This is a genomic window from Vibrio sp. GJ43-1 (assembly GCF_055808835.1).
In genome coordinates this window covers 1,427,772-1,440,240 of record NZ_CM147884.1, presented here as the reverse complement: position 1 = coordinate 1,440,240, position 12,469 = coordinate 1,427,772, and the positions used below count along the sequence as shown (strand labels likewise).

13 protein-coding genes and 2 pseudogenes are annotated in these 12,469 nt (G+C 43.3%); 8 read left to right on the top strand and 7 right to left on the bottom strand.

What is annotated here, in order from left to right; genetic code table 11:
* Positions 1–519: 519 nt before the first annotated feature.
* Positions 520–1,363, bottom strand: a pseudogene (gene focA / locus AC0L66_RS06960) (formate transporter FocA).
* A 276-nt stretch (positions 1,364–1,639) separates the two neighbouring features.
* A complete protein-coding gene (locus AC0L66_RS06955) occupies positions 1,640–2,830 on the bottom strand; it encodes a BAR domain-containing protein (protein WP_265673475.1) in 1,191 nt (396 codons plus the stop codon).
* 266 nt (positions 2,831–3,096) lie between these two features.
* On the opposite strand from AC0L66_RS06955, the gene AC0L66_RS06950 reads away from it, so the two are divergent.
* Positions 3,097–3,336: a TIGR02647 family protein gene (locus AC0L66_RS06950; protein ID WP_250616771.1), complete on the top strand. Its 240-nt coding sequence runs from the start codon at positions 3,097–3,099 to the stop codon at positions 3,334–3,336.
* Between the two features lie 149 nt (positions 3,337–3,485).
* Here the strand turns inward: AC0L66_RS06950 and AC0L66_RS06945 are convergent, their stop codons facing one another.
* On the bottom strand, positions 3,486–3,911 hold the full coding sequence (locus tag AC0L66_RS06945; RefSeq protein WP_265673474.1) for a PACE efflux transporter: 426 nt from the start codon (positions 3,909–3,911) through the stop codon (positions 3,486–3,488).
* A gap of 98 nt (positions 3,912–4,009) precedes the next feature.
* Here AC0L66_RS06945 and AC0L66_RS06940 point away from each other — a divergent pair, with 98 nt between their 5' ends.
* Genes AC0L66_RS06940 through AC0L66_RS06930 form a run of 3 tightly spaced genes read left to right on the top strand, consistent with a single transcriptional unit; the run spans position 4,010 to position 5,737 of the window.
* Complete coding sequence (locus tag AC0L66_RS06940; protein ID WP_265673473.1) at positions 4,010–4,894, top strand: LysR family transcriptional regulator; 885 nt, start codon at positions 4,010–4,012, stop codon at positions 4,892–4,894.
* Position 4,895: 1 nt separating this feature from the next.
* Positions 4,896–5,207, top strand: coding sequence for a hypothetical protein (locus AC0L66_RS06935; protein WP_473568857.1), 312 nt, complete (start codon positions 4,896–4,898; stop codon positions 5,205–5,207).
* On the top strand, positions 5,135–5,737 hold the full coding sequence (locus AC0L66_RS06930) for an NAD-dependent epimerase/dehydratase family protein (RefSeq protein WP_473569193.1): 603 nt from the start codon (positions 5,135–5,137) through the stop codon (positions 5,735–5,737). The genes AC0L66_RS06935 and AC0L66_RS06930 overlap by 73 nt, the downstream gene beginning before the upstream one ends.
* Positions 5,738–5,823: 86 nt before the next feature.
* Here AC0L66_RS06930 and AC0L66_RS06925 read toward each other — a convergent pair whose 3' ends face one another.
* The gene (locus AC0L66_RS06925) at positions 5,824–6,402 is read right to left on the bottom strand and encodes a thymidine kinase (RefSeq protein WP_265673471.1); all 579 of its coding nucleotides are present in this window, start codon (positions 6,400–6,402) and stop codon (positions 5,824–5,826) included.
* A gap of 87 nt (positions 6,403–6,489) precedes the next feature.
* Entirely contained in the window at positions 6,490–7,872 is a 1,383-nt protein-coding gene (gene cysS, locus AC0L66_RS06920; RefSeq protein ID WP_473568855.1) for a cysteine--tRNA ligase, read from the bottom strand.
* A 237-nt stretch (positions 7,873–8,109) separates the two neighbouring features.
* Between cysS and AC0L66_RS06915 the strand changes: the two genes are divergently transcribed.
* The 4 genes and pseudogenes from AC0L66_RS06915 (at position 8,110) to AC0L66_RS06900 (ending at position 11,199) form a co-directional block, all read left to right on the top strand.
* Positions 8,110–8,604 carry a peptidylprolyl isomerase gene (locus AC0L66_RS06915; RefSeq protein WP_102470481.1) on the top strand — a complete coding sequence of 165 codons (495 nt, stop codon included), beginning with the start codon at positions 8,110–8,112 and terminating at the stop codon, positions 8,602–8,604.
* 35 nt (positions 8,605–8,639) lie between these two features.
* Complete coding sequence (lpxH, locus tag AC0L66_RS06910; RefSeq protein ID WP_265673581.1) at positions 8,640–9,404, top strand: UDP-2,3-diacylglucosamine diphosphatase; 765 nt, start codon at positions 8,640–8,642, stop codon at positions 9,402–9,404.
* Between the two features lie 60 nt (positions 9,405–9,464).
* Positions 9,465–10,698 (top strand): annotated as a pseudogene (locus AC0L66_RS06905) (EAL and HDOD domain-containing protein).
* Positions 10,699–10,710: 12 nt separating this feature from the next.
* Complete coding sequence (locus tag AC0L66_RS06900; RefSeq protein ID WP_265673469.1) at positions 10,711–11,199, top strand: YchJ family metal-binding protein; 489 nt, start codon at positions 10,711–10,713, stop codon at positions 11,197–11,199.
* Between the two features lie 108 nt (positions 11,200–11,307).
* On the opposite strand, the gene AC0L66_RS06895 is transcribed toward AC0L66_RS06900, so the two are convergent.
* Entirely contained in the window at positions 11,308–11,508 is a 201-nt protein-coding gene (locus tag AC0L66_RS06895) for a DUF4250 domain-containing protein (RefSeq protein WP_265673468.1), read from the bottom strand.
* 102 nt (positions 11,509–11,610) lie between these two features.
* Positions 11,611–12,294: a hypothetical protein gene (locus AC0L66_RS06890; RefSeq protein WP_473568852.1), complete on the bottom strand. Its 684-nt coding sequence runs from the start codon at positions 12,292–12,294 to the stop codon at positions 11,611–11,613.
* Between the last annotated feature and the right edge of the window lie 175 nt (positions 12,295–12,469).

The window sequence follows — 12,469 nt, the reverse complement described above, 5'->3', positions numbered from 1 at the left end:
GGATATGTGGATAACCAAGTTACTGAGTTATTATCACTTTTCTCAATCAACGAAAAATAACGCGAGCCTGTCACGTTCATCAGTTCGTCATACGCAGTGAGTAATTTGATTAGCACTTCACCAACGTAAACCATCTCACGAAAAATCGATGCCAACAAAGATGAGGGCAAGCATATGGAAAGTGAACTTAATTGGATAACGCATAAAGTCAGCACAGAGCACGAGGCTGCTTTGATTCAGGATAGTGGGAAAAACTGGTTGATTTGCACGCCAGAAGCGTTGACCATTTGCCATTCAGCTCCGCCTTGTGAGTTGTCATCAAACACGTTTAACGTAACGTCCCCCGACGTGCCACCACCATGGTTCTAGCCGTCACTGTGATAGTAATCAGGCACCACAAGAAACGGGGGTCGACAGTTTTAAACGAATAAAGCGCCCTGAAGGCGCTTTATTCGTTAGCTGTTAGGGCACGACTAGAATGTGAGCACAACGCCGCACAGAAGACAGGAGGTGCCTGACTTAATCGCGCAAATAAATTAACCAGTACAGCATTCCTACAAAAATACCACCACCGATAATATTACCCAAGGTCACGGGGATGAGGTTATTAGTGATAAATGCCAACAAATTTAAGTCAACAAAGTCTGCGGGCGTCGCACCGATGTTTTGCCAAAATTCAGCCGGAGCAAAAACCTTAATTCCAATCGCCATCGGAACTTGAAACATATTAGCGATACAGTGTTCAAACCCTGCAGATACAAACATAGCAACTAAGCAATACCATCACAATGATCTTGTCTGTCAACGTTCTGCCACTAAACGTCATCCACACCGCAACACAAACCAAGACATTACACATAATGCCTAACGCGACGGCCTGCCAAAACCCATGATGCAGTTTATGCTGAGCAATTTGCATGGTATTAAGGCCAACCTGCCCTGCATCAAATAGATATTGCTTAGCGGTAAGCATTATCGCAACTAGAAACAACGCACCTAGCATATTGCCAAAATAGACCACAGCCCAGTTCTTAAATAACGCACCCCAAGTGATCTTACCGCTTGCTCTGGCGACCAGCGTCAATACTGAACTGGTGAACAATTCGCCACCTGTAATGATCACAAGTACTAGGCCAAGACTAAACGCTAATCCACCCAAGAAACGGGTTAAACCCCAAGGTAAATCATCTGCGCCAGTAGTGATGGTGGTATAAAAAATAAAAGCGATACCAATGTGTAAACCTGCCGTGATAGCAAGTAAAAAGGATTTCATTGGATCTTTCGTCGCTTTACCTACACCCGCTTCAGCGGCACGCTCTGCCATTTGTGGTGGCAACAAAGCATCGAACTGGTTCATTTCCATTTTCTCAATACATGTTTAGTAACAATTTGGTGGTGGCGGATAATGCTCCCAATCAATAGATATGGCAAGTGACATTTTCACTCATTATCAATATATATTGCTCGACTATGGTGAATTGTAAAAAAATTACTTAAAAAACAACTACAAAGTAGGTAGTCCACATTTTTGCAGCCTTATTTTTCACCTGAACTTTCTCAAAAAAAAACACCGCCTATTGGCAGTGCTCTTTAGGTCGCTCTGACCTTATATCAGCATGTTGCTATCCGCATAAAACGGTCAGTCCGCCGCTTGCTCTTGCAACGCACTAACGAGCTTCTTCAGATTTTCAATTTCAGCTCGATTATTGGCGGCTTTATCCATCGCGTCAGACACCACTTGATCATTTGCGCTCTGAACATCTCCACGCTGCATTTCCAGCAGCGCCAGTTTTTGCTTAAGCAACGCGTTCTCTTTGCGTAAAGCAATGGACTGATCGGCTTTATTTAGCATCTCAACGTCGTGCGCAATTCGCTCTGATTGCGATGTAAGATCCTGATCTCGGTAGTCATTGCCTTTCGCGGCAATGGATATTTTATGAAGACGTGATTCGGCATCCAACACTAACGGTTCAAAGTTGGACTTTTCAACATTAGACAACTTTGTCACCTCGGAGACAATGGCCTCCAATCTTCGAAACTGGAAATTAATGCTATCCACATCATGTTCAATGGTTTCAAAATCGCGTGGTGATTGGCTCACAAATTGACGTAATTCCAAAATGCCCTGCTCAACATAGCTAAAGCTAATCGGTGCCATCACATTATACCTAGCCTTAGACAACGAGGATAACTTTTGCGCCAATGGTTCCACGTATATCGCATCGATCACACGAACTTCAAGTGCCATCGATTTCTCCAGAAATATGGCCTGATAACTTTCCGCCCGATCCACTTCTGACACAACTAGGTATTCAAACAAACGCTCATATTCGCGCGTCACACTGGTCGTCGCGTGGCGGAAATACTTTGCTGCCTCTATTTTTCTTAAGTAGGCCATCTGGGTCATTGCTGGCTCAAGCAACTCATCGGCCTGCTTTTTTAAACGTTGGATCGCGGTAAAGTTATACTCCACGCTATTAATGCGATCTCGAAACGCAATCGCGTATGTTTCGCTGGAAAAGACGGAATGCTTCACATCAACTTGAGACGGATCTTTTCTCATTTCAATAAACAGCTCATGCGCATCTTTCCACGAAGACATCATGTCGCGATAATTTTCCGGTGCATAGATCCTTAATGACTCAGCATCTTCCAACTGACTTGCCCACATCGAATGCGTTTTTAATACGTCTTGATAGACTTGATTTTGTGCTTGCTGAATCTGTTCAGGGCTCAGATTTGGATCTCGCTCAACCGCCGTAGGGGTTGATGCACAAGAAGTAATGCCCAAAACACACATGAGTACCACAACCGCTTTGCGCGTAGACATTTTCGCTCCTTTAACAACTAGGTAGCCGCAGCTTACCTAGCCAACTAAAATCATAATAATTATGGATCTTCACTCACTATATGCAAACTCGAAAGTAAAAGACATGACTTATACATTCAAATGGTTACAATTCATCCACTTAGAGTAAAAATCTTACAGAATACATAGAGAACACGGGGTCATCTAACAAAATATTCACTATCTGATTGTCATTATGCCCAAATCACTCTATGTTGATCGGACTATCTAAATGAAAAGGCACAGCTATGAAATTAACGTTAGAACACCTTGCCGAAATGAACTTGCTACTGCAATTTGACTTAAGCAGTTCAGCTACTGGAATCAAAGTTCATACCGACGCCAACGAAGAGATGCAAAAAGCAGTCCAACAGCTTTATGCTAAAGGACTATGTACCATGCCTGACGGTGGCTATTTAACGAGCGAGGGAATTGAAGTGGCAGAACATGCCGATAAAATCTTGCGTGTATTGAACGCTAACCTTTAGTTCTAATGCTTTTCCTGATAAGGCGGCAGATAACTCCGCCTTATCGACGAGCACTCTCACGTACTCTTCAATACGGAGACGGATTCGTTTTAAGTGCTGCGGCTAGTACTACTATTAACTATTAACTATTAACTATTAACTATTAACTATTAACTATTAACACTGCCCCACCAACGTTGATATGGCTGATATTTATCATACGCCCAATTGAATATCGTCGTATAGAAGAAGAAAAAGACTAAAAACCCCGCTTCTATCAGCAGAGCCATCCATAACGAAACCTGCAAAAACCACGCAATGGCGGGAATAGTAAACAAGATGAGACCCGCTTCAAAACCAATAGCATGCACCGCTCTCACGAGTATCGAACGCTCACTTCGCGCACCTGACACCCATTTATCGAACTGAATGTTATACACATAATTCCAAATGACCGTAAATAGACTCATGCCAACACCAACGATCATTAATGACAAAGACTGACTACCCGTTGCAAAAGAAACAACAGGGACAATGATAGCAAGTGCTAGCACCTCAAAAGCAATAGCGTGGAAGATTCTTTCTTTATTATTCATATGGATAACCTAACAAATCAACAATAAACATTACCAATATGGTGATTATCCACTATTCTAACCTCACTTAATAACGAGATACCATCAGGGAAACTGATATGTTAAGTATCGAGCAAATAGAAGCGTTTATTACTACTGTGGACACTGGTTCCTTTTCTGCTGCGGCTCGGAAGCTGGGTAAAGTGCAGTCAGCGATAAGCCAAAACATAATGAACCTTGAGATTGATTGTGGCGTGGAAGTGTTTGACCGTAGCAAGCGCTACCCAATTCTAACGGAAGCAGGAGCGAAACTTCTCCCCTACGCCAAAGCTACAATGATTCAACATCATCGATTATCAGAACTGGTCGGAAGTTTGACGCTCACAGATATCCAACCCATTATTCTCGCCGTTGACGAAGGCATTCCACTAGAACGCATCTCTCCAATCTTAAAAGCGCTGTCACAAGAATTCCCGACTCTGCAACTTGAATGCTTACTTGCCTCCAGTGTCGATATAATTGAAATGGTGCAGTCTGGCCGCGCAACGTCTGGTCTCGTATACGGCGAACACACTATTCCATTTTCTTTAGATTTTGAACATATAGGCGCGTTTGAGTTCGATATCTTTGTTGCGGCGTCACACCCACTTGCCCAAAGCGTGACACCTCATATTGAAATGTTAAGCTTACATAGACAGCTCGTCGTGAGCGCAAGAAACGCCCAAAAAAGCAGCTTTCATCAAATATTAAGCCCAGATGTTTGGTATTCAGATAGCTACGCTATGATTATGGAATGGTGTTTAGAAGGATTTGGCTGGACCTATGCCCCCTCCTACATGGCAAAAGCTGCACTTGAGAAAGGCACGTTAGTTCAAGTTCCTATAGAATTTGAAAAAATATCAGCAATCACCAATATAGACTTGATCCAACACTCTGGTAAAAGCAAAGACGCGGGTCATAAAAAATTACGAGAGCTGCTGCGACATCGCTTCGAGGACGTTTAATATGAATGGAAATCACATACTCATTGTGGGGGCTGGCTGGCTAGGTCTCCCACTTAGCAAAGCCTTAATTAGCCGTGGATACCCAGTCACTGCGACCCGAACCTCTCAACAAGGTTGTGAAGCCCTTGCGGAAAACGGCATCGACAATTTGTGCTTAGACCTCAACACGCTTCGAGACGAGAGTGACGAGCTTGCGTTGACTAACCAACTCGTCAACAAACAAATTACCACCATCATTGGCTGCTTTCCCCTGGCTTTCGGCAAGGTGGCGGCGCTCGCTATGCGTCCCAGTGGAACCAACTCTGCCAAGTAGCCAAGCGCTTAGAGGTAGATAAGATCATCATGGTAAGCTCAACGACGGTCTATCCAGAGACTGCTGAGCTCATGACAGAAGATATGGCAAGACTGCCTATCGCTCGTGGACGAGAAGACTTTACCGCGAAATCCATCATCATGTTGACGGCAGAAGAGCACGTTAGAAACTCAACATTGGACTATGCCATCCTCCGTTGCAGTGGCTTGTTTGGCCCACAACGTCATCCTTCTCGGTTTGCTTCAAAACTGAAATCGGTCAGTGATCAAGCTTCGGCTAATATGCTACACCTTGATGATGCCATTCATGCCATCATCTTTTCGCTGGAAAACATCCACTCTGGTGTCGTCAATGCCACAACACCCACTACCTGTGACAAAGTCACCTTTTACCGAGCGGCGCTTCGCTCTGCAGGACTCGATACGTCTCTCAATTTGGTCAACTCCGAGCCGGGGAAAACCATATCCAGCGAGAAACTGCAACGACTGGGCTATCACTTTAAATACCAGCATGTGTTGGATGCGCTATAGCTAAAATTAGCTATACAGTAATATTGTCGGGACAAAAAAAGGAAGCCTTCGCTTCCTTTTTCACACCATAACTTGTTGATGAAGTACTACTTACCCAGCGCCTCTTTGTAGTGCTGACGACACGCTGAGACATATTGATCATTGCCACCGATCGCAACCTGATCACCTTGTGCAATCGCTACACCATTTTCGTCTGTACGAATCACCATATTTGCTTTACGGCCACAATGACAAATAGTTTTAAGCTCAACCAGTTTATCTGCCCAAGCAAGTAAGTATCGACTTCCTTCAAACAGCTCACCTAAGAAATCGGTTCTTAGCCCGTAACACAGTACTGGGATGCGTAGCTTATCTACAACTTCCGTCAGTTGATAGACCTGTTGCTTAGAAAGAAACTGACATTCATCCACTAAAATACAGTGGCGTGGATTTTCAGCGTGAAGCGTTGCGATCACATCATAGAGGTCGGTGTCCGGGCGAAATAGTTGAGCATCAGACTGTAAGCCAATTCGGGAGCTTACCTTGCCCACACCGTAGCGATCATCCAACGCAGCGGTAAAGATAAGTGGGGTCATTCCTCGTTCTTGATAGTTAAACGAAGACTGAAGAAGAGTTGTAGACTTACCCGCGTTCATTGCTGAGTAATAAAAATACATCTGAGCCAAAATGTTACACCACATCTAAACTTAAAAATAAGCCCTTGTCAGGCAAGGGCTAGTTATAATTTACGTTTCGTTCAAAACACTGACGAGTTATTTACGACGCCATGTTGTACCTGCGGCGCCATCTTCAAGAACAATACCCATCTCCGTCAATTTGTTACGAGCTAAATCAGCATTAGCCCAATCTTTTGACGCGCGAGAATCGTTACGAAGCTTAATCAGCGCTTCAATCTCAGCCACTTCATCATCATCGCCAGCATCGCCTTTCAGGAACGCTTCAGGATCTTGATGTAAAATACCGATGATGTCTGCCAATTCTCGCATCACAGCACCCAGTTGGCTCGCTTGCTCAACATCGACGGTTTTCAAACGATTGATTTCTCGAGCCATATCGAACAATACAGAGTAAGCTTCTGGCGTATTGAAGTCATCATTCATAGCCGTAGTGTATCGAGTCACGTACTCTTCGCCGCCCGTAGGTTCCGCATCCGCATCTAAGCCACGTAATGACGTGTATAAACGCTCTAACGCCGCTCTTGCCATGTTGAGATTATCTTCACTGTAGTTCAGTTGACTGCGGTAGTGACCAGACATCAGGAAGTAACGTACTGTCTCTGCATCGTAGTGTGACAACACATCACGAATAGTAAAGAAGTTGCCCAATGACTTCGACATTTTTTCTTTGTCGATCATCACCATGCCACTGTGCATCCATGTATTCACATATGGTGTGTCATGGGCACAGCAAGATTGAGCAATCTCATTTTCATGATGCGGGAACTGTAGATCTGAGCCGCCGCCATGGATATCGAAGTGATCGCCCAAGATAGAAGAGTTCATTGCTGAACACTCAATATGCCAACCCGGACGGCCAGGACCCCAAGGCGATTCCCATGTAGGCTCACCTGGCTTAGACATTTTCCATAGTACGAAGTCCAACGGGCTGCGCTTTGCTGTTTCGATGTCGACACGAGCACCAGCTTGAAGCTGCTCGAGGTCTTGCTTAGACAAGCGACCATAATCGTCAAACTTACCGACTTCAAACATCACATCACCATTAGCGGCAACATAAGCAAAGCCACGCTCAATAAGACGCTCGACAAGTGCCACAATTTCTTCAATAAACTGGGTCGCACGAGGCTCGATGTCCGGGCGTTTCATATTTAGCGCATCAAAATCTGCATGCATTTCACCGATTAGACGCTCAGTCAATGAGTCACAAGTCTCACCGTTTTCATTAGCACGCTTGATGATTTTATCGTCAATATCGGTAATGTTTCGTACGAATGTGAGATCGTAACCAACATATCGAAGATAACGAGAGACGACGTCAAAAGATACAAACGTACGGCCGTGACCAATATGACAGAGATCGTAAATAGTGACCCCACAGACATACATACCAACTTTGCCAGCATGAATAGGTTTGAATTCCTCTTTTTGTCTCGTCAGTGTGTTGTATATTTTTAACATGATCTCTATCTGGATAATTACGTTTAAAAGTGTCAGCGATTATAACCATAAACCTCACCAGAATGGAGGCTTAAACAAAGAAAACTCTCAAATTGTCGTCATCAAACCTCGATATCAGCAATATCGAACAAAAACCACGCGCTGAGTGACGGATCTGTGTATTTGCCCGTTTGCTTGTCACCTCAGTTAAGCTAGAATCGTGGTTTCAACATAAAAACACAAGAATAGGTATTCATCATGATCACCCTTCATACTAATTTCGGCGACATCAAGGTTCAATTAAACGAAGAGAAAGCACCAGAAACAAGTGCAAACTTCTTACAGTACTGCCGTGATGGTTTTTACGACAACACTTTGTTCCACCGTGTTATCGATGGTTTCATGATTCAAGGCGGCGGTATGACGTCTGGCCTAAAAGAAAAAACAACACGTGCAACTATCAAAAATGAAGCAAACAATGGCCTAAGCAACAAGGTAGGTACATTAGCAATGGCTCGTACGATGGAACCACATTCTGCTAGCTCTCAGTTTTTCATCAACGTAAACGACAACAAGTTCCTAGACTTCCGTTCAGAGAGTCTTGATGGTTGGGGTTACTGCGTTTTTGCTGAAGTTGTTGAAGGTCTAGATATCGTAGAAAAAATCAAAGGCGTTAGCACTGGCTCTATGGGTATGCACCAAGATGTCCCTCTAGAAGAAGTGCTTATTACCAGCACAACGATTCACGAGTAACGGTGAGGGAGAGCGTGGCTCTCCCCTTTTTAATTATGACAACACTATTTATATCCGACTTACACCTCTCGCCTTCTCTTCCCGACACAACAGAATGCTTCATCAAGTTTATGCGTCATGAAGCGGTACACGCTGATGCCTTGTATGTGCTCGGTGATTTATTTGAGTTCTGGATCGGCGATGATGACCCCTCTGATTTTGCTCAATCTATTCGCCATGAGTTTAAGCAATTGACCAACTCAGGCGTACCGTGCTTTTTTCTGCAAGGCAATCGTGATTTTTTACTCGGCAAGCGTTTTTGTCGTGATACAGGCGTCACGCTATTACATGAGCAAACCGTTATTGATCTGTATGGGAAGAAAGTTGTGGTATTACATGGCGATACGCTCTGTACTGACGACACAAAATACTTAGCTTACCGTGCCAAGGTCAATCAACCTTGGTTGCAGTGGATTTTTAATCGCCTCCCTTTCTTTACAAGACAGCATATTGTTAATAAGATACAAGGCGATATCCGAGTAGAGAAAGTTGAAAAATCGCTCGACATTATGGATGTCGCACAAAGTGCGGTGGAAACCGTAATGAAAGCAGAAGGCGTACATATGATGATTCATGGCCATACGCACCGTCCTAATATTCACTCGTTCAAGCTTGGAAGCGAAGAATATACGCGCATCGTCTTAGGAGATTGGTACACACAAGGCTCCGTATTGGTCTGTACGCCTGAAAAACAACAACTACAAGTACGAGATTTTGTTGAAAGCATGAGCCATTCCACAGAAAATCCGACAGATCGATAGTCAACGTTACCTATTAAACGTTAAGATAGTTGATACGTTTATGAGATCATGATGCCAAATTTGAAATACTCGTACATTGCCAGACAACCTATTTTAGATATCCAACAAAAAACCGTTGGTTATGAGTTGCTTTTTAGGGATGGCCCCAATAATACGTTTCCTGATATCGATCCCGATATCGCCACTAACCGACTACTTTCGGAACATTTTCTGGCAACGCATTACAGTACGATTGGCGATAAACTTGGCTTTGTAAACTTCCCTTATCAAAGCCTCGTTAATCTGGTCCCAACCCTGTTTCCAAAAGACAATTTGGTGGTTGAGATTCTTGAAAGCTGTGAGCCGACACAAGAATTATTATTCGCAATCAAAAAAATGGCCAATGCGGGTTACACCATTGCATTGGATGATTTCATACCTAAAAAAGAGTGGCTGCCTTTCTTACCTTACACCTCAATCATTAAAATAGATATTCGCCAATTTCCATTGGATAAGGCGAAAGCACTGATTGAAAAATTGCGACCACATGACATCACTTTCCTAGCTGAAAAAGTAGAGACCTATGAGGAGTTCGAACAGGCCAAGTCGATCGGCTTCACCCAATTCCAAGGCTATTTCTTTAGCAAGCCACAACTTATTAGACGTAAACAGATAAAGCCGTCGTTTTTAACTGTCGTTCAACTGTGTAAAGAAATTTCTAACCCTGATATTAATTATGATGAGCTCGAGCGGTTGTTCTCTGTTGATGTAACACTGTCATACAAACTACTCACATTCGTAAATTCGTCCTACTTGATCCGAGCAGAAATTAAATCATTTAAACAAGCGCTGGTTTACTTGGGCGATGATCGCTTACGCAAGTTTATTTCCTTAGTCGCGATTACTTCAACGCAAGACGACAAGCCCGATTCGCTTTATAGCCTATCGATTCAGCGCGCGCGTTTCTGTGAACTCATCTTACAAGATTTAGATAGCAATATTGAAGATGGACTTGGCTTCCTAACCTAGTATGTTTTCTTTGCTAGATTCGCTATTTGACCAACCTTTAGAAGAGCTGGTTCATAAAATGCCAATCAATAACCTGGTTAAATCTGCATTGGTGATAAAGCAAGGTAAGCTGGGCGATATCCTTTGCTTAGTTAAAGCGTACGAAAGTGCTGACTGGTGCTCTGTCATCGCGATTCGCGACAAGTTACGACTGAATGATGATAGACTAGCAAAACACTACGACGATGCGATAAAATGGACCGAAGATCTACTTACGATCGAATCTGAATATCACGCTCTCGCTTAATCTGGACTCAATATGTCACTTTGCTTTTGTGGTAGCCAAGTAGATTTTTCTGCTTGTTGCCAACCCGTTCATCTCAACCCTCTTTTAGCCAACACACCAGAGCAATTAATGCGCGCGCGCTTTTGTGCTCATATGACAAAAAATGTCGATTTTGTTGTCGCAACCTATCATCCTAGCTGTCACGCCGAAAATGAACGAGCATCCATTGCGGAATCTATCAATGAGAGTTGGACCAGACTTGAAGTGGTAAGTACCGAAGCGGGCACGTGTCCAAATGAAGGGTATGTCACATTTAAAGCATTTCTTGAGCAAGATGGTTTTGAACATTGCCTTTCAGAATGCTCTCGATTCCTGTTTGAAAACAACCAGTGGTATTACGTTGATGGTGAGCTAGATGACACCATCGCCCCTCGCCCGCTTACTGTTGCGTCAACCAAAATAGCAAGAAATGATCCTTGTCCATGTGGTAGCAATAAAAAATATAAAAAGTGTTGCGGCTAGTCACCTCAAACCACTTATAATTTATCCGATGACATACGTACTCGACAATCAGGCACGACTAAGGACAACAGCACGTTCGCAGCGTGCTGTTTTCAATTTTGTCACTGATTATCTCTGATAGGCCTTAAATTGATTAGTGAGCGGATCATATTGATAACCTAACATATCAAGCTTGCCCACCACGCCTTCTACATCCATCTCATACATGCATACCAGTTCTTCAAAGGACTCGCACTCTAAGCGCAGTTTCTCATTGACGATACCCAATAAAATAATACTGTCAAAGCCACTTACATTACTCAAATCCATAGTCATACTCCCTAAAAAAGGCCAGTCATTTTAAGACTAGCCTTTTTTAACGAAATAGACAGTTAAGTGTCACAGGCCGTGACAACATTCACTCAAAGAAAACTACATAAACGCATACAGGTTAAATAAACCCACACAGGCGGAAAGCAAACAGAAAAAAGCAATACTAAGTTGGCGTTTTTCCGGAGCGGTATGACGAACAAGATGCCAAATCCAAAACACGATACCAATCAGTAGCATCAGAAATGACATCAGCAATTCGACTAAATAACGCTGAGCAATGTCTTCAGGCCAGTGATAAGCGTTGATTAAAAATATCAGTACAAACACCATCGTCAAAATCACACCAAACATCGGTAGAATCCGATGGAATGCTTGTAAACGCGATCGGGCAATAATTAACAGCAGGTGAGCAAAGGCACTACCAAGCAACAGCCCTGAGCTTAATAGCGCAGCACCTTGCCCTAAAGTGGCTTGTGACGAAATAAGAATCCCCGAAAAAGCCAATCCAAAACCATTCGCTAAATGGATAACCCAGAACGGTCCTTTATCTCTGGTTTTCCCTGTTTTTACCTTGGAGTAAAAATAGAAAATCGCGAAAACGACAAGAAATGCTTCAATTTTGATTGAAGCAATGGCCAACCACAGTAAACCTATGGCCGACAATAGCTTATGAATTCGACCACGTTGACCAGGGCAAATATCACCTTTGGCTAAAATGAGCGTAAGAATCAGCAAGGTTACCGTAATGGACGGCGCTAACAGCGTTAGAATTGAAGAAACCATAATTTCAATTGTTCACAGACTTAAAAGTGCGCTGATGATATATCAGCTTGAGTCACTTTACTATTCTTGCTCAACGCCCTGTTCATATAACCCTACGGTCTTTATTGACAAAGCTTTAATTTTGAAGTCTCCCGATTAGAAGTATATAATGCGCGCCTCCAAAGTTAGAGGTCAA

Bases quoted from the DNA above. Each gene is read 5' to 3' on its own strand.
- AC0L66_RS06955 (WP_265673475.1), bottom strand. From the start codon at position 2,830: ATGTCTACGCGCAAAGCGGTTGTGGTACTCATGTGTGTTTTGGGCATT.
- AC0L66_RS06950 (WP_250616771.1), top strand. From the start codon at position 3,097: ATGAAATTAACGTTAGAACACCTTGCCGAAATGAACTTGCTACTGCAA.
- AC0L66_RS06945 (WP_265673474.1), bottom strand. From the start codon at position 3,911: ATGAATAATAAAGAAAGAATCTTCCACGCTATTGCTTTTGAGGTGCTA.
- AC0L66_RS06940 (WP_265673473.1), top strand. From the start codon at position 4,010: ATGTTAAGTATCGAGCAAATAGAAGCGTTTATTACTACTGTGGACACT.
- AC0L66_RS06935 (WP_473568857.1), top strand. From the start codon at position 4,896: ATGAATGGAAATCACATACTCATTGTGGGGGCTGGCTGGCTAGGTCTC.
- cysS (WP_473568855.1), bottom strand. From the start codon at position 7,872: ATGTTAAAAATATACAACACACTGACGAGACAAAAAGAGGAATTCAAA.
- AC0L66_RS06915 (WP_102470481.1), top strand. From the start codon at position 8,110: ATGATCACCCTTCATACTAATTTCGGCGACATCAAGGTTCAATTAAAC.
- lpxH (WP_265673581.1), top strand. From the start codon at position 8,640: ATGACAACACTATTTATATCCGACTTACACCTCTCGCCTTCTCTTCCC.
- AC0L66_RS06900 (WP_265673469.1), top strand. From the start codon at position 10,711: ATGTCACTTTGCTTTTGTGGTAGCCAAGTAGATTTTTCTGCTTGTTGC.
- AC0L66_RS06895 (WP_265673468.1), bottom strand. From the start codon at position 11,508: ATGGATTTGAGTAATGTAAGTGGCTTTGACAGTATTATTTTATTGGGT.
- AC0L66_RS06890 (WP_473568852.1), bottom strand. From the start codon at position 12,294: ATGGTTTCTTCAATTCTAACGCTGTTAGCGCCGTCCATTACGGTAACC.